The organism is Pseudofrankia asymbiotica, from assembly GCF_001983105.1.
In the GTDB taxonomy this organism is placed as follows: Bacteria; Actinomycetota; Actinomycetes; order Frankiales; family Frankiaceae; genus Pseudofrankia; species Pseudofrankia asymbiotica.
Map to the genome: position 1 here is coordinate 54,119 of NZ_MOMC01000066.1, position 16,940 is coordinate 71,058.

Genomic DNA, 16,940 nt, shown 5'->3' on the forward strand with positions numbered 1-16,940 from the left:
CTTGGCGCCGCTCCGTCCGCCAGGGACTACCCGCTCCTGCGGCGCACCGCCCAGGGAGGACCCTGCTGACGGCGACRCGCCGCTCGTCCGTCGTGCGGCGCGTCGAGCACGCAGCGGATGTCCGCGTTCACGTCGTCCCCTGGCTACTTCCAGGCCCTTGGCGCCCGAGGTGCGCCCAGCCAATGCCTCAATGTCGCACGTATGGCCCAGTACCTTTGCGCGAACGGTGCCCTGAGCGCGGCCAGAGTCGGACGCTCCCACCAGGCATGGACGTGCTGATCGCATTTCTTTCGAGACGCGCGTCGATCGAATAGGAGCCGGCGCCGGCGATGAGAAGGAACAGGCTGCCGCAGAGCTGTGCGAGATCGACGCGGGACTCATGAAGGAAATCACCCCAGCCGGACTCACCGCCAAACAGCGGCGCTCCGCCCCATAGAATCGGGAGCTTGGTGATCAGTAGCGCGCAGACCATGTCGACGATCATGGGAACGGCGGCGAGCCGGGTCAGCAGCCCGACCAGCAGCAAGATGCCGCATACGACCTCGAACACGCCGGTGAGCGGAGCGAAGAAGCCCGGAGCGGGGATACCAGCCTTGTCGAACCGGCCAGTGCCCAGCTTCTCGGGACGAGTGAACTTCAGGATGCCCTCGACGAGGAAGACGACTCCCACGTAGATACGGATGAGGATGGTCATCGCCGGTGCATCCGTCGCGACCAAGCGGATCTTCCGGTCCTGTGGCGACGTCACGGCCGTTTTCCCCTCCCACCTGCTGTATCGGTATCCACCCGTCGGGTAGCAGTCGAAGACCATCTGCGAGGTGGTGAGAACCGCTGGCGAGGCACACCGGCGCGCTTGGAGTGCCTGGAGTGCCTGGAGTGCCCAGCCTTCCCGCGCACCAGCCACGGCCATCCTCACTCGGCCCCGGGTCCCGCGCTCGTTGGGTAAGAAATCCTGGATAGCGGTCGCAGTGGTCACCGCTCCGGTCGGGGTGTCGGCCGCGGTGTTCCGGCCACTCACTCGCCACGCCACAGCCGCTGACGCGGATGCCTGCGTCGGCCAGGACAGTCGCCTACCCGTCCCTCGCGCTCCCATCCCGGCATTGACCGATACCCCCCAGGGGTATAAACATGACCATCAGATACCCAGGCGGGGTGTCCGACGCAGGATGGAATGAGCGCGATGACCACGAGCGTGTACCAGGTGACGGGCATGAGCCGCGGCCACTGCGAGGCCACCGTCCGCAGCGAGGTCTTCAAGATCGTCGGAGTCGAGGACATCCAGGTGAGCGCGCGGACCGGCCGGCTCGCCGTCACCGCCACCGAGTCGCTCGCCGTCACCGCCACCGAGTCGGTGGATGACGCGCGGGTGCTGGCCGCGGTGGACGAGGCCGGCTACGAGGCGGTCCGGGCCCGATGAACGTCCCGACCCGGCTCGGCGGCTACGCCGTCGGTCTGGCGGTCCTGTTCGGCGGCGCCTTCGCCGCGGGTGCCGCCGTCATACCTGATTCGACGGTCGCCTCGTGGACGGCGAGAGCACAGGAGACCTCGATGGACCACACGTCGACGACACGTGCCCCGGCCGGGCCCGGGCCCGGGCCGGGGCGCGGGCTCTCGCTCGAGCAGGACGGATACCTGCTCGACGAGGTGACCGCGCCCGACCGGGTCGGGAAGGCCGGTGCCCTGTCGTTCCAGGTGCGCGACGGCGACGGCGACCCACTGAGGGCGTACACGACGTCGCATGACAAGGACCTTCACCTCATCGTGGTGCGTGCGGACGGCACCCAGTTCCGCCACGTCCACCCGACGCTGGGCTCCGACGGGACCTGGTCGATCCCGTGGACGTGGAATGCCGCCGGCACCTACCGGGTGTTCGCGGACTTCGTGCCCGCCCACCAGGACGCGTCCGAGGCCCCTGATGTGACCCTCACCAGCACGATCGACGTCGCCGGGGACTTCGTCCCAGCTCCGGCCACCCACAGGGCGACCACCGCGCACGTCGACGGGTTCGCGGTGGCTCTGCGGGGCGACCTGCGCGCCGGCTCGATGTCCGACCTGACCGTCGAGATCGCCCGCGACGGCAAGCCTGTCACCACGCTGCAGCCCTATCTCGGCGCCTTCGGCCATCTGGTCGCGCTGCGCGCGGGGGACCTGGCCTACCTACATGTCCACCCCGAAGGCGCGGAACCGGCCGCGGGTGACCTGTCCGGCCCGGAGATCGGCTTCATGGCCGAGATACCCACCGCGGGCCGCTACCTGCTCTACCTCGACTTCCAGGTCGACGGGCGGGTCCACACCGCCGCCTTCGTCGTCGACACCGTCTCCGACGCCGCCGGGACCAGCGCCCACCCCGGCGCCTGATCCAACGGGTCCGGAAGGGAGAAAGGAACCACCATGGCCACCTCCCCGGCTCACGCGGCACCGTCCACGACGAGCGTCGAGCTCGAGATCGGCGGAATGACCTGCGCGTCGTGCGCCATGCGGATCGAGAAGAAGCTCAACAAGCTCGACGGCGTCGAGGCGTCGGTCAACCTCGCCACCGAGAAGGCCAGGGCCACCGTGCCCGCGGGCTATGACCCACGGCTCCTGATCGCCGAAGTCGAGAAGACCGGCTACACCGCGAGGCTTCCCACGCCGAGGAAGGCCGCCGACGCCGCGGCCGACGCGGTGCGGGAGCAGCCTGACCACGAGCTGACCGCGCTTCGGAACCGGCTGGCGGGAGCCGTGGTGCTGGCAGTCCCGGTCATCGCACTCGCCATGGTGCCCGCGCTGCAGTTCACCTTCTGGCAGTGGGCCGCCCTCGCGCTGGCGTGGCCAGTGATCCTCTGGGCGGCCTGGCCGTTCCACCGGGCGGCGTGGGCCAACCTGCGCCACGGCGCGGCCACCATGGACACCCTTGTCTCGGTCGGCACCCTGTCGGCGTTCGCGTGGTCGCTGTACGCCCTGTTCTGGGGCACCGCCGGCACGCCGGGGATGAAGCACGGCTTCGAGCTCTCCGTCGCTCCGACCGACGGCGCGGCCAACATMTACCTCGAGGTCGCCGCCGGTGTGACGATGTTCGTACTCGCCGGCCGCTACTTCGAGAAACGGTCCAAGCGCCAGGCCGGCGCCGCGCTGCGAGCCCTGCTGGAACTGGGCGCCAAGGACGTCGCGGTTCTGCGCGACGGGATCGAGACCAGGGTCCCGGTCGAGGAGCTGGCCGTGGACGACGAGTTCGTCGTCCGCCCCGGCGAGAAGATCGCGACCGACGGAGTCGTCGTCCTGGGCAGTTCGGCGGTCGACCTGTCGATGCTCACGGGCGAGTCCGTACCCGTCGAGGTCGCCGCGGGCGACACCGTCACCGGCGCCACCATGAACGCCGGCGGCCGTCTGGTCGTGCGCGTGACCCGCGTCGGCGGCGACACCCAGCTGGCCCAGATGGCCAGGCTGGTCGAGGACGCCCAGACCGGCAAGGCCGAGGTCCAGCGGCTGGCCGACAAGGTCTCCGGCGTCTTCGTCCCGATCGTGATCGCGGTCGCCGTGGCGGTCCTCGGTGCCTGGCTCGGCGCCGGGTTCCCCGTGGCCGCCGCGTTCACCGCCGCGGTGGCTGTGCTGATCATCGCCTGCCCCTGCGCCCTCGGCCTGGCCACCCCGACCGCGCTGCTCGTCGGCACCGGCCGAGGTGCCCAGCTGGGAATCCTGATCAAGGGGCCCGAGGTCCTGGAGTCCACCCGCAAGGTCGACACCATCGTCCTCGACAAGACCGGAACCGTGACCACCGGGAAGATGACACTCGTCGAGGTGGTCACCGCCGACGGCGTGGACCGAACCGAGTTGCTACGCCTGGCCGGCGCGCTGGAGAACGCCTCCGAGCACCCCATCGCCCAGGCCGTCGCGAGGGCCGCCGCGCAGGAGGTCGGCGCCCTGCCGACCCTGGAGGACTTCGCGGCCGTCGAGGGCAAGGGCGCCCAGGGCGTCGTCGAGGACCACGCCGTCCTGGTGGGCCGCGAGTCCCTGCTGGCCGACTGGTCGCAGCCCCTCCCCACCGAGCTGGTGCGGCGCAAGGCCAGCGTCGAGCAGACCGGTAGGACCGTCGTCGCGGTTGGCTGGGACGGCCAGGCCCGCGGCCTGTTGGTCGTGGCCGACCARGTCAGGCCGACCAGTCGTGACGCGATCGCCCAGTTCACGGCGCTCGGGCTGGCCCCGGTGCTGCTCACCGGCGACAACCGGACAGTGGCCGAACAGATCGCCGCCGAGGTCGGCATCGGCCAGGTCATCGCCGAGGTCCTGCCCGCCGACAAGGTCGACGTGGTTCGGCGGCTGCAGGCCGAGGGCAGGGTCGTCGCCATGGTCGGCGACGGAGTCAACGACGCCGCCGCGCTGGCCCAGGCGGACCTCGGCCTGGCGATGGGCACCGGCACCGACGTCGCCATCGCGGCCGCCGACATCACCCTGGTCCGCGGCGACCTGCGCAGCGCCGCGGACGCGATCCGGCTCTCCCGCCGGACCCTGGGCACGATCAGGACGAATCTCTTCTGGGCCTTCGCCTACAACACCGTGGCGATCCCGCTCGCCGCCCTGGGCCTGCTCAACCCGATGCTCGCCGGCGCGGCGATGGCGTTCTCCAGCGTCTTCGTCGTCGGCAACAGCCTGCGTCTGCGCTCCTTCACCAGCCATGTGTCGGACGGCTCACCGGCGACAGGCACGCCGCACAAGGACGCACCGCGCCTCGTCGACGCGTGAACCACGCCGCTCCGCGAGGCGACGCCGGGTCATCGAGAAGCCAGGTGCCGGGCGGCTGGTGTCGCGTACCAGCGAGTGCGGCCGCGCGACCGGCGGCGCGTCCAGCCTGGCCGCGGAGTGCCGGGTCAACTTGCCACTTCCTCCCGTCGCCGGTCATCGCTGGCTGTGGCGGGGATGGCGTTGTCGATGAGGACGGCGGCGATGGCGGCGGCGGTGGGGAAGGCGTCGGCGTTGAGGACCCGGGTGCGGGCCGCGGCGCCGTCGATGAGCAGCGCGAGCTGCTCGCCGAGCTGTTCAGGGTCGGCGGCGCCGGCTTCGCGGGCGGCGTCGGCGAGCCGCGCGGCGACGGCTTTCTTGTAGTCACGCGCGTACTGGGATGCGGGGTGCTGGGGGTCGTGGAGTTCGACGGCGGCGGCGATGTAGGGGCACAGGGGGGTGGTGGGGGGGATGTCGAAGGCGGCGAGGAGCCGTTCGCGGGGCGTGAGGTCGGTGCGGTCGAACACGCCGGACAGAACGGAGGGGTCGAACCGGCGCAGGTACTCGGCGACGAGTTCGTCCTTGCCGGTGAAGTGCTGGTAGGCCGTGCGCTTGGACACCTGGGCCGCCGCGCAGAGCTGGTCCATGCCGGTGCGGTTGATGCCCTGCTCGCGGAACAGATGCTGGGACGCGCCGAGGATGCGCTCGCGGGCGCCCCGGCCGCGGCGGCGGCCCTTGGGGCCCTGCTCCAACTCCGTCATGGGTCCATGGTACCGCGACTGGGTAACGACCGGTGTACATAGTTTGCGTCCCGACCGGCCGCCCGGTACCGTAAGCACACAGGTCGGTGTACATAACATCGTCACCTCAAGTGCACATGGCACCACCGACCCAAGGGAGTGACCATGGGAAAGCTTGACGGCAAGGTAGCGGTCATCACCGGCGGCACCACCGGCATGGCGCTGGCCGGGGCGAAGCTGTTCGTCGACGAGGGAGCGCACGTCTTCATCACCGGCCGCCGTCAGGACGCCCTGGACGAGGCCGTGAAACAGATCGGCCGCAACGTCACCGGCGTCCAGGGCGACGCCGCCGACCTGGACGACCTGGACCGCCTGTACGACACCGTCAAGCGGGAGAAGGGAACCCTCGACGTGCTGTGGGCCAGCGCCGGCGTGGGCGAGCCCGCCCCGCTCGGCGAGATCACCGAGGCCCACTTCCACGCGGCGTTCTGGCTCAACGCCCGCGGCACCCTGTTCACCGTCCAGAAGGCCCTCCCGCTCTTCAACGACGGCGGCTCCATCCTCATGACCGGCTCCAACGCCTCCCTCGGCGCCTTCCCCGGCTGGAGCGTCTACGCCGGCAGCAAGGCCGTCCAGCAGGCCTGGGCCCGCGTCTGGCTCAACGAGCTCAAGGACCGCCGCATCCGCGTCAACGTCCTGACTCCCGGCCAGGTCGCCACCGCCAAGCAGGAAGAACTCTTCGACGAGGCCACCAAGCGCCAGTTCGAGTCCCTCATCCCCCGCGGCCAGATGGGCCGCCCCGACGAAATCGCCACCGCCGCCCTCTTCCTCGCCTCCGACGACTCCAGCTACGTCAACGGCATGGAACTCGTCGCCGACGGCGGCACCACCGCCATCTAAACCGAACAACGCACAACCAGGGCAGGACATCTCATGAGCAATATCAGCATCATCGGCACCGGGAACATGGCCCGCACCATCGGCGCGCGGGCGGTGGCGGGCGGCAACACCGTCGAGGTCATGGGCCGCGATCAGTCCAAGTCCGCCGACCTGGCCAAGACTCTCGGCGGCGGCGCCACGACGGGAGAATGGGGCACCGCCCCGGCCGGGGACCTCGTCATCGTGGCACTGTTGCACGACGGTGTCGTGCCGGTCRTCGCCCAGTACGGAGACGCTCTCGCGGGCAAGGTCATCGTCGACATCAGCAATCCCTTCAATTCCACGTTCGACGGGCTAGCCCACCGCGAGGAGACCTCGATGGCGCAGGAAGTCGCCAAGGCGGCCCCGGCCAGCGCCAGCGTGGTGAAGGCGTTCAACACCATCTTCCGTCATGTCCTGGAGAAGGGTCGTCCTGACGTCTTCATCGCAGGCGATAATGCGCAGGCCAAGGCAAGCGTGGAGGCGTTCATCCGGAGCCTCAGGCTGCGCCCGCTGGACGTCGGCGGCCTGAAAATGGCGCACTGGCTGGAAGGGGCGGGCGTGGTCACGGTGGGCCTCGCCAACCACGGGGTGGGGAACGTGGACTTCGCCCTCAGCATCACCGAACTTCCCGTCTGAGCGCGAACGCGCCGCCCATCAGCCCTTCAGCAGCTGCCTCGACATCACTACGCGCTGGATCTGGTTCGTTCCCTCGTAGATCTGGGTGATGTTCACTTCGAGAGATCGACATCGCTGTGACCTTGGGAACTGCACGGCCGATGGCAGATAGCCGTGCGCGAATCCACATCCTGTCCACGGCCCGGACTTCGAGCTGGGAGACGTGAGCGTGCCGGACGCGCCGTGGTCGGGCCTCCGCCGCCAGCAGGGCCCCGCGTCTCGGTCCGACGTACGTGCCTCGGGAATCGCGGAGGCRCCAAGTCGAACCAGGTCGCCAACCTTCAGGTCCGTAGACCTCGGCGGCGGGTCCACAGACGTCCACCAGCGTCCGCCGATGCAGGTCAGGGTCTCGACGATGTCCGCAGTCGTCCACTGACGTCCACCCCCGTTGCAGTACAACTGCGGTACGGCCCTGCCTGCTCATGCTCACGGAGCGTGGAGAAGCTGACGCCGCTCGGCGCCTTGCGCCATGGCGGCGGCCGGTCGGTCAGCCATGTTGAAGATCCGGCGCTGACGCGGGTGCCTCCTCTACCCGGGTGAGCCATCGGTGGAGTGTCCTGAAGTCGGTGTCGGCGAGGCCGTGGCGGGGGTCGACTCGGTGGAACAGGAATTGTCCCCGGTGCTGTGCCGTAACCCAGGTCCGGTCTGTGTTCGTGATCTCGTCGTCGATCCAGGCGAACGGACGGCCGGCGGCCCAGTCGACCAGGGCACGGGTTTTCCAGTGCAGGCCGGGACGTTCGTCGTGCGCGTCGAGGTCGGAGGGTTCGGGCCAGGTCACGACAGCCAAGTCGGGAAGCCCGAGCCGCGGAGCGACGTACTCGTTGGCGTCGGCCATCCAGGCCGTGGCCCAGACGAGTTCCCCAGGCAGCGCTGCCAGCCGAGGCCCGTGCTCGGGGTTGATCCTGGCAAGCAGGGGGTTCACCCCGGATGACCATGATCCCTGCCGGTGAGCTGGACGGGGTGCTGGCCGAGCTGCGCGCCCACGTCGGCGATCGGCCCGGCGAGATCGTCTGGCGGCCGGCGCCGTGACCGTTCCACCTGCGACGGTGAGTCAGGCCGGCACCGGCGTCCCCCGGGTCGCCCCGGCCGTCGTGCTCAGCCGGGTTGGCAGGCTACGACGCGGCCAGCACACGAACCCCGGCGACCAGCCGCACGTCCTGTTGGTTCGCGCGCAGCCGGACTGGCCGGCTCCCACCGAGCTCGCGGTCGGTGGCCCCCCGGTGCGGGTGGTGCCCTGCGTGTCGGCGCTCGCCGTCCAGGAGGAGGTGACCCGCTGGGCCCGCCAGCCCGTCGAGAACGGCTGGCTGGTGCTGCTCACCGACGCCAGCGAGGATCTCCTCGGCGACACCGTGCTCGCGCAGGTCTACCGGCAGCGGGTCGACGTCATCGAGCCGTGGGCAGCCGTGCTGGAGGACTTCGGCGCGACCCGGACCGACCCCCAGCTGCGAGCACCAGCCGATCGCTGGATCGCCCAGGCGCTGCTGGAGGCTCGGCCGGCCGGCGGCTGGCCGAGCCGGCCAGGCGGCCTGCTGCGCCGCGAGGACGCACTCGCCGAACTCGCCGCCGTGAGGCTCGGCCTGACCGATTTCGGCCTCGGCGCCGCGGATCTCGATATCGCCACGCTGCTGCGGTGGACGGCCCTGCCGGGCGCGACCGAGGCGCTGCGCCGGCTCGGCGACGACGAGCGCGCCGGCCTGACCGCCTACCTGGGCGACCGCACCGGCCGCGCCGGGCGCACGCTGCTCGCCTTGGTCGCGGCCGGCAACGGTGACCAGGCGCTCGCGCTCGGCCTCGTCTGCGACTGCCTCTGGCCCCGAAGCGACGAAGGCGGCGCCCCGTCCCTCGCCGTGGACGCCCCGGCGGTTGAGCGAGCCAGAGTGCGCGTCGAGCGCTACTTCGGGAACACCCGGCTCGATGAGACGGCTATGCGCGCGTTCGCCGACGCCGCCCGCGAGGTCGTGGCGACCGTGCTCGCACCGGTGCGCCCGGGCACGGCCCGGCTCGGGCTCACGATCGGGACGACGTCGCTCACCCTGCACCCCGACGACGAGCTGCCGGCCCTGCTCGACACGGCCGAGCGGCTGCTCGACGGGCGAGCCGCCGGCGCGGCGAGCGACATCCTGCGGTCCGGCTTCCACCACCGGCTGGGCCTCGTCGCGAGAACGATCCGCGACTTCCTGACATCGGCCGAGTCCGGCGTCGACCGCGCGCTGCTCACGACCGCCGCCCATGACGTCGCGGCCGCCGTCGGCGTGCTGCGCGCGCACCTGCTGGCGGGCATCGACCGCGCCGAGGTCGAGCGGGCCGTCATGGCCGCACGGGTCGTGCGCTGGCTGGCCAGCCAGCCCAGCGGGTCCCTCGGCGGCGGGCAGGCCGGTGCGCCACGCGAGAGCCGGGTTCGGCAGGGTCAGCCGATGACGTTGCCCGCCGCGCTCGACGCCCATCTGGACGACTCGGCCTGGGTCGACGTGGCTCTGGGCCACGTGGCGAGCGGCGAGCTGACGCCCGAGGTGGGTGCCGTCTACGGTGATCTCTTCCGCGTGACGGCGCGGAGGCGGCGTGCCCTCGACGGGTCGTTCGCTCGGCTGCTCGCCGACTGGACGGCCGGGCCAAGCGGGCCGGGCGGGCCGTTGGTCGTCGAGGACGTCCTCGACCGGGTTGTCGCTCCGGTCGTGACCGCCCGTGGCGGCAGGCGCGCGTTGCTGGTCGTGCTCGATGGCCTGAGCGCCGCGGTCGCCACCCAGCTCGCCGCCGAGCTGCGTCGCGACCGCTGGGAGGAATGCGACCCGCTCGGCGCTGAGCCCGCCGAGCCCGCGGGTGAGCCTGCCAGCCCCGCCCGGCGGCGGAACGCGGTCGCCGTGCTGCCGACCCTCACCGCCACCTCGCGGACCTCGCTGCTCTGCGGTCGTCTTGTCACCGGCGACAAGACGACCGAGACGGCGGCGTTCGAGAATCACGCGCGTTGGGGCAAGCGCCCAGCCCGGCTCTTCCATCACGCCGACCTGGACGGCTCGCCCGGCGCCCCGCTCGACCGCGACCTGATGGAAGCGCTTGCCTCGGAGACGCCGCTGGTCGCCGTCGTGATCAATACCGTCGACGACGCGCTCACCAAAGGCCGGGGGCGCGACGACGCCGGCTGGCGGATGGCCGACTTCGGCAAGCTGGGCGCGGTGCTGGCGTCTGCCAGGAACGTCGACCGCGTCGTCATCGTGACCAGCGACCACGGGCATGTGATCGACCACGGCGCGGCCGGTCTCGCGGCGGCCGACGCCGTCTCTGCACGGCATCGGGTCCCGGATTCCGCCGACGGCGCGGCGGGCGACGGCGAGGTGGCGCTGGCCGGCCCGCGGGTGCTCGCACCCGCGGGCCGGATCGTCGCCCTCTGGGATCCGGCGCTGCACTATCTCGGCCGCAAGGGCGGCTACCACGGCGGAGCGTCGCCGGCGGAGGTGACCGTCCCGGTGCTGGCGTTCCTGCCGTTTCGGCTCTCGGTGACTTCCTCGAGCCGTGACCTGCTGCCACCCGGCTGGCGCCAGGTGCCCGACCAGCGACCGCACTGGTGGCGTCTGGAGCTGCCTGACCTGATATCCGGCCTGGGCGGCGACACCGTCAAGGTTGCCGGGCGATCCGGCGGCGAGGTCGCAGGCGGGCCGGCGGAGACGATCCTTCTCCCCCGCAAACGTCGCAGGCCGGCGGAGGAACAGGCCGGCCCGGCGCTGTTCGACCTCCCGCGGACGGGCGGTGCGGCCGACGTCGTCGCCAGCCCCGCGGCGACGGCCGACGTCTCGGCGTCGCCGTCCTCGCCCGCGGCGGCCACGCAGGAACCGGTCGATCTGCTGATCGCCGGACTCCTGGGCTCGGAGCTGTTCCAGTCCCAGCTCAAGGGGCTGGCCCGGCCACTCGCGGTGAACAAAGTCGAGGCCGCGGTGCGGGCGCTGCTGGAGGCGAACGGCACGCTGGCGACGCTCGTCGTCGCCGAGCGGGCAGGCGAGATCTCCCGCCGGGCCGGCGGCTTCGCGGTGAATCTGCGGCGACTGTTCAATATCGACAACTACCCCGTACTCGACGAACTCGACGACGGCCACACCCTGCGGCTCAACGTCGATCTGCTGCGCCAGCAGTTCGGGCTGCCCGCGTGACCGGACGTGCCGCGAGACCAGGGAACGCCGCGAGACCAGGGAACGCGGGGAGGCCAAGGTGAGCGCCGAAGGCATCAGCGCGGCGAGACGGYGGGATGTGCTGGACGCGCTGCGGCGGGGGGCGGTCCCAGCGGCCGGGCTGGACCTGCTCGCTGTCGGGCTGGACCGGTTCGAGCGGGCCGCCGCAGAGGACCTTGCCGCGGTCGCGGCTGGTGGTTCGGTGTTCAAAGCGGTCCGGGGGGAGTACGGCTCCGGAAAGACGTTCTTTACCCGCTGGCTCGCCGAACGCGCCAAGAAGGCGGGGCTCGCCATAGCTGAGGTGCAGATCTCGGAGAACGAAACCCCGCTACACAAGCTGGAGACCGTCTACCGCCGGCTCACGGAACGGTTGACCACCGCGACGTTTCCGCCCAGCGCACTGCGCCAGGTCGTGGACGGCTGGTTCTACGCGCTGGAAGAAGACGTCCTCACCACCGACAACGCGGCAGGCGAGGACGCCGGCGCACTGGACCGGGCCGTGCACGAGCTGGTCGACCGGCGACTCGCCGACGTCGGCCGGACAGCGCCCGCGTTCGCCGCCGCGCTGCGCGGCTATCGGGCCGCGCTCGCGGCCGGCGACGAGGCGACCGCAGCGGCGGTGCTCGCCTGGCTCGGCGGGCAGCCGCATGTCGCGGCCAGCGCTCGGCGCGCGGCCGGGGTGCGCGGCGATCTGGACCATTTCGGCGCGCTCGGTTTCCTTCAGGGGCTGCTGGTGGTGCTGCGGGACAGCGGCTTCCGCGGCCTGCTCGTTGTCCTCGACGAGGTCGAGACACTGCAACGAGTGCGCTCCGACGCACGGGACAAGGCACTCAACGCTCTGCGGCAGCTCATCGACGAGGTCCACAGCGGCCGGTTCCCCGGGCTTTTCCTCGTCATCACCGGGACACCGGCCTTCTACGACGGCCCGCAGGGCGTGCAGCGGCTGGCGCCGCTCGCGCAGCGACTCGCCACCGACTTCACCGCCAACCCGAAGTTCGACAACCCGCGGGCCGCGCAGCTGCGGCTCACCGGATTCACTGAGGCATCGCTCGTGGAGCTCGGCGGCCGGGTCCGTTCCCTGTACGTGGCGGGAGCATCAAGCAGCGCGGCCGGGCGGATAGCGAACCTGGTGGACGACGCCTATCTCGGAGAACTCTCCGGGGCCGTCGCCGGCCGGCTCGGCGGGAAGGTCGGCGTCGCGCCACGCCTTTTCCTGAAGAAGCTCGTCGGCGACGTCCTCGACCGTGTCGACCAGTTCGACGACTTCAACCCACGCCGGGATTACCCCCTGACCATCACGCCGTCCGAGATGAGTGATCTGGAACGCAACGCCGCCGCGAATCGGGCGGACGACGTCGATCTCGAACTCGGGTGACCGCTGTGATCCCGCCTGCGCGTCCCGACGGCCCGGACGTCGCCGACCTGCTGCACCCGGTGGTGGTGCATCACATCGTGAACACGCTGCAGTGGCCGGGGCTGCGGCCGTTGCAGGAGGCGGCCGTCCAGCCGCTCCTCGCCGGCGAGGACGCGCTGCTGCTCGCGCCGACGGCCGGGGGCAAGACCGAGGCCGTGGCGTTCCCCGTGCTCTCTCGGATGGCGTCGGAGAACTGGCAGGGAACGTCGGTCCTGTATCTGTGCCCGCTGAAGGCGCTGCTCAACAACCTTGCGCCGCGTCTGGAGTCCTATACCGGCTGGCTCGGCCGCCGCGCCGCCGTCTGGCACGGGGACGTCGCCGAAAGCCGTCGCAACCGGATCCGCCGCGAACGGCCCGATGTCCTGCTGACCACGCCCGAGTCGCTGGAGGCAATGCTGGTCAGTGTCCGGACTGACCATCGCGGATTCTTCGCCGGTGTGCGCACGATCGTCGTCGACGAGGTGCACGCGTTCGCCGGCGACGACCGCGGCTGGCACCTGCTCGCCGTCCTGGAACGCCTACGTCGCCTCGTCGCCGCTGAGCGGTCCTCCGGTAATGATCTTCGCGTCCCGCGGAACGGTTCACCGGCCGCCGCGCGGGCCGCCGAGGCAGCCGGCTCGGGTCAGGGCGCAGGCGGCACCACGGAGGGGCGCGCTGACGCCGCCGGTCCCGCCGAGCTTCAGGTCATCGGGCTGTCCGCGACGGTCGGGAATCCGGCGGAGCTGCTGCGCTGGTTACAGGGCTCTCGCGCCGGCCGCCGCCCAGCCCGGGTCATCGCTCCCGGCCTGCGAGCCGAGGGACCCACGTCGCTGCCCGCCGTGCCGCCGGGTCACGCCACGTCAGCCGCGACTAGGCAGCCCGCGCCACCGGACGGCGACATCGAGCTTGACTATGTCGGCTCGGTCTCGAATGCGGCGAAGGTACTCGCCGCGCTGCATCAGGGCGAAAAGCGGCTCGTCTTCTGCGACTCCAGGAAGATCGTGGAAGAGTTGGGCCAGGCGTTGCGATCTCTCGGCGTGACCACGTTTCTCTCGCACGCCTCGCTCTCCATCGACGAGCGGCGCCGTTCCGAGGAGGCGTTCGCGCAGGCGCGGGACTGCGTGATCGTTTCGACTAGCACGCTTGAACTCGGCATCGACGTGGGCGACCTCGACCGCGTCGTCCAGATCAACGCCCCGGCGACCGTGGCCTCGTTCCTGCAACGTCTCGGGCGCACGGGCCGACGACCGGGTACCCAACGCAACTGCCTGTTCCTCACGCTGTCCGACGGTGCCCTCGTCCACGCCGCCGGACTGCTTCGGCTCTGGGGAGATGGCTGGGTCGAGCCGGTCGTCCCCCCACCGGAACCACGGCACATAGTCGCCCAGCAACTACTCGCCTACTGCCTCCAGGAGAGCCGGGTCGGCGACCAGACCTGGGCCGATGAATGGAACGGCCTGGCTCCCTTCGACCGCTCGGCCGAGCCGATCGTTCGCCACCTCGTCCGCCTGGGCTACCTGGACTCCGACGGCGGCATGCTTTTCATCGGCCCCGAAGCCGAGCGCAGGTTCGGCCACCGTCACTTCACCGAGCTGACCGCGGTTTTCACCGCCGCACCCGAGTTCACCGTCCTGTCCGGCCGCGACGAGATCGGCCGAACCGACCCTGTCCTGCTCACCGACCAGATCGAAGGCCCACGCACGCTCCTGCTTGCGGGCCGTAGCTGGCGAGTGACCTACATCGACTGGAAACGGCGCCGCTGCTTCGTCGAACCCGCCGAGGGCGGCGGCCGTGCACGCTGGCTGGGCTCCGCCGACGCAGCGACGTCCTTCGAGATGACCAGGGCGATGCGGGAGGTGCTCCTCGGCGCCGATCCGCCGGTTCCCCTCACTCGCCGCGCCCGGGAACGGCTCGCGACCATCCGCGACAACCATGTCGACGTCATCCACCCTGGCGGAACGATGGTCGTCCGCACCGCAGACCTGACCGACGTCCGTTGGTGGACGTGGGCCGGCGAACGCGCCAACCGCACCCTCGCCGCGAGCCTCGGCGACGTCGCCGACCCTCTCCAAACTCCGACCGCTGCCTACCTCCGCCTGCGCACCGACCTGACACCGGATGTGTGGAAGGCCGCGACCGTGGACCTCGAAACACGCCTCTGCCTGCCGCACGTCACCGGCGAGGCCCTGTCCGGCCTGAAGTTCAGCGCCGCCCTCCCACCCCGCTTGGCCGAAGCCACCCTCGCCACCCGCCTCGCCGACCTCACCGCCGCGTCCGCCGTCCTCCGACAGCCCGTCCGCTTCGCCCTTCTGCCGGCCTGATCAGCCGACGCATGCCGACGATCGTGCTTCGCTGCAGCGACGCCGCTCAGGCAGGCCGTCCTCCCGGCGTCCAGTGTCGGTAGCCAGCCTCATTCACGCAGGGTGCGCCAGGCGAGCGAATGCGATCTTCGGTGCACCTGAGTCCTGATGACCTGTACCCCTTCACCTGCATGATCGTCTCGTTCAACTGGCTGGAGCCCGACACTATGCCTTGCATGGAATATCCCGTGGGTGTAATACTGGGCCGTGGACATCGACTGGCCGGAGGACTTCGGACGGTGGCTGGACCGCCTGGAAGCCGAAGCGCGTGYCGGCGATGAGCGGTCGCGTCTGCTGTTGACGTACACCGCGCGGGCGTTGGATCAGCTGCGCTGTCTGGCGGATCCGCCGGCACGGRACGAGGAGACCGCGACACTGCGATGGGTGCGGCAGTCGCGGCGCTATCCGTTGTGGCGGGTGTCGCACGGCTACGACGCGCGGGCGGCGGTCCGGCTGATCTGCTGGTTCCCGCCCGGAACGGGCACCRTGGTCGTCGCCCTGTTCGCCGCGGACAAGGCGAAGTTGGGAGATGTGTTCTACGACGGGGTCGCCACACGGGCCGATCCGATGATCGACCAGTGGAAACGTGAGACAGCGTACGAGGAGAAGCCATGACCGACGAGACCCCACGGCCCCCGACGTTCGTCCGCGGCAACGACCACCTCGACCGGCTCCTGTCCGACCCGCAGCTGGCCGCTGACGTCGCCGACRCGCACCAGGCCGCCGAGGAGATGGACCGGGTCTACGCGATGAACCTCGCGATGATCCGCAAAGCGGCGCAGATGACCCAGACCGAAGTCGCCAAGAAACTCGGCATCGGCCAGGCCGCCGTCTCCCGCCTCGAAGGCCGCGAGGACATGCTCCTGTCCACCCTCTATGACTACCTCACCGCCACCGGCGCCGACACCGCCAGCATCGTCGTCACCGTCCACGGCCACCGCATCGAACTCGACCTCGGCGCCCTCCGCACGGCTAGGACCGCCTGACCTCGGAGTACCGCAGGTCGCCGTCCGCGTTCTCACCCACGCGCGCAGCAGAAATCGCGATACGCATGACGTCGACGGCAGTGTTCTTCACGCACCGAGCCGGACAAACCACCGCGAAATGATTGGCCCTCGATGGTCCCGTACGCTGCGAGGTACGCAGCAGCGTACGGGACCACGGCGCGCCCAATCCGTGCGCGAAGCGCTGCGGTCGATTTAGCGTCCCGGGTCGGCCCGGACGCTCAAGCGAATCCAGCCCCCGGATCTGCGCTGGTGTCGCTGTGCACTTGACCCTAAGTCAACGTACCGACCTGAAGTCACTCTCGGTGACATCATATGCAGACCATGATCGAGTCCACGCCGAGTCCACAGACACCCGGTCACAGCCGCCTTCAGCCGGCTATGACCGGACACCCAGCGTCACCGAGACCGCTCCAGCCGCCGAGCCTCTCGACGCCGAATTAGGCCTCTGATGCGATGAAGGAGCGGGGCCTCCGCTCCTTGGTGACGGCCCCCGGGTAGGCCGGGGGTTKTTGCCATCGTCACTGGACGAGGAGGCCCCTGTGACTCAARGGTACGAGGGTTCGCAGGTAGTCGGTATTGATCTGCATCGTCGCCGGAGTGTGGTGGTGCGGATGACGCCGGAAGGTGTTCCGCTCTCGACGGTCCGGATCGCCAACGATCCGGAGACGTTGGCGGCGGAGGTCGCGAAGGCGGGTGCGCACGCCGAGGTGGTGTTGGAGGCGACCTACGGCTGGTACTGGGCGGTCGACGCGCTGGGCGACCTCGATGCCCGGGTGCATCTGGCCCATCCGCTGGGGGTGAAGGCGTATTCCTATCGGCGGGTGAAGAACGACATCCGCGACGCCACGGATCTGGCGGATCTGCTGCGGATGGGCCGGCTGCCCGAGGCATGGATCGCCCCGCCCGCCCTGCGCGAGCTACGGGAGATGGTCCGTCACCGCGCCGGCCTGGTCGCGGTCCGCTCCGGGTTGAAGGCCCAGGTCCACGGGGTG

At 70.6% G+C, this 16,940-nt stretch carries 14 protein-coding genes; 11 read left to right on the forward strand and 3 right to left on the reverse strand.

What is annotated here, in order from left to right; all coding sequences use genetic code 11:
- Nucleotides 1-187 precede the first annotated feature (187 nt).
- Complete coding sequence (locus BL253_RS29500; protein WP_081438817.1) at nt 188-694, reverse strand: DoxX family protein; 507 nt, start codon at nt 692-694, stop codon at nt 188-190.
- Between the two features lie 486 nt (nt 695-1,180).
- On the opposite strand from BL253_RS29500, the gene BL253_RS29505 reads away from it, so the two are divergent.
- The 3 genes from BL253_RS29505 to BL253_RS29515 are packed head-to-tail and all read left to right on the forward strand — an operon-like array spanning nt 1,181 to nt 4,719.
- Entirely contained in the window at nt 1,181-1,417 is a 237-nt protein-coding gene (locus BL253_RS29505) for a heavy-metal-associated domain-containing protein (protein ID WP_076820598.1), read from the forward strand.
- Complete coding sequence (locus BL253_RS29510) at nt 1,414-2,358, forward strand: heavy metal-binding domain-containing protein (protein ID WP_076820575.1); 945 nt, start codon at nt 1,414-1,416, stop codon at nt 2,356-2,358. The genes BL253_RS29505 and BL253_RS29510 overlap by 4 nt, the downstream gene beginning before the upstream one ends.
- Nucleotides 2,359-2,391: 33 nt before the next feature.
- Nucleotides 2,392-4,719, forward strand: a complete 2,328-nt coding sequence (locus BL253_RS29515; protein WP_076820576.1) for a heavy metal translocating P-type ATPase — start codon at nt 2,392-2,394, stop codon at nt 4,717-4,719.
- Between the two features lie 125 nt (nt 4,720-4,844).
- Here BL253_RS29515 and BL253_RS29520 read toward each other — a convergent pair whose 3' ends face one another.
- The gene (locus tag BL253_RS29520; protein ID WP_076820577.1) at nt 4,845-5,456 is read right to left on the reverse strand and encodes a TetR/AcrR family transcriptional regulator; all 612 of its coding nucleotides are present in this window, start codon (nt 5,454-5,456) and stop codon (nt 4,845-4,847) included.
- A 144-nt stretch (nt 5,457-5,600) separates the two neighbouring features.
- On the opposite strand from BL253_RS29520, the gene BL253_RS29525 reads away from it, so the two are divergent.
- Together BL253_RS29525 and BL253_RS29530 are read left to right on the forward strand one after the other, a co-directional pair.
- On the forward strand, nt 5,601-6,335 hold the full coding sequence (locus BL253_RS29525) for an SDR family NAD(P)-dependent oxidoreductase (protein WP_076820599.1): 735 nt from the start codon (nt 5,601-5,603) through the stop codon (nt 6,333-6,335).
- Between the two features lie 33 nt (nt 6,336-6,368).
- Nucleotides 6,369-6,992: an NADPH-dependent F420 reductase gene (locus BL253_RS29530; protein WP_076820578.1), complete on the forward strand. Its 624-nt coding sequence runs from the start codon at nt 6,369-6,371 to the stop codon at nt 6,990-6,992.
- 526 nt (nt 6,993-7,518) lie between these two features.
- On the opposite strand, the gene BL253_RS29535 is transcribed toward BL253_RS29530, so the two are convergent.
- Nucleotides 7,519-7,953, reverse strand: coding sequence for a hypothetical protein (locus BL253_RS29535; protein WP_198946450.1), 435 nt, complete (start codon nt 7,951-7,953; stop codon nt 7,519-7,521).
- A 103-nt stretch (nt 7,954-8,056) separates the two neighbouring features.
- On the opposite strand from BL253_RS29535, the gene pglZ reads away from it, so the two are divergent.
- The 6 genes from pglZ to BL253_RS29565 form a co-directional block, all read left to right on the forward strand.
- Complete coding sequence (gene pglZ / locus BL253_RS29540; RefSeq protein WP_076820579.1) at nt 8,057-11,170, forward strand: BREX-2 system phosphatase PglZ; 3,114 nt, start codon at nt 8,057-8,059, stop codon at nt 11,168-11,170.
- 58 nt (nt 11,171-11,228) lie between these two features.
- Nucleotides 11,229-12,563 carry a BREX system ATP-binding protein BrxD gene (gene brxD / locus BL253_RS29545; RefSeq protein ID WP_076820580.1) on the forward strand — a complete coding sequence of 445 codons (1,335 nt, stop codon included), beginning with the start codon at nt 11,229-11,231 and terminating at the stop codon, nt 12,561-12,563.
- A 5-nt stretch (nt 12,564-12,568) separates the two neighbouring features.
- Nucleotides 12,569-14,902: a DEAD/DEAH box helicase gene (locus BL253_RS29550; protein WP_198946451.1), complete on the forward strand. Its 2,334-nt coding sequence runs from the start codon at nt 12,569-12,571 to the stop codon at nt 14,900-14,902.
- Between the two features lie 246 nt (nt 14,903-15,148).
- Complete coding sequence (locus tag BL253_RS29555; protein ID WP_076820582.1) at nt 15,149-15,556, forward strand: hypothetical protein; 408 nt, start codon at nt 15,149-15,151, stop codon at nt 15,554-15,556.
- The gene (locus BL253_RS29560) at nt 15,553-15,927 is read left to right on the forward strand and encodes a helix-turn-helix domain-containing protein (protein WP_076820583.1); all 375 of its coding nucleotides are present in this window, start codon (nt 15,553-15,555) and stop codon (nt 15,925-15,927) included. Before BL253_RS29555 ends, BL253_RS29560 begins: the two co-directional genes overlap by 4 nt.
- 560 nt (nt 15,928-16,487) lie before the next feature.
- The coding region (locus BL253_RS29565) for an IS110 family transposase (RefSeq protein WP_158230445.1) at nt 16,488-16,940 on the forward strand (453 nt) is incomplete at its 3' end.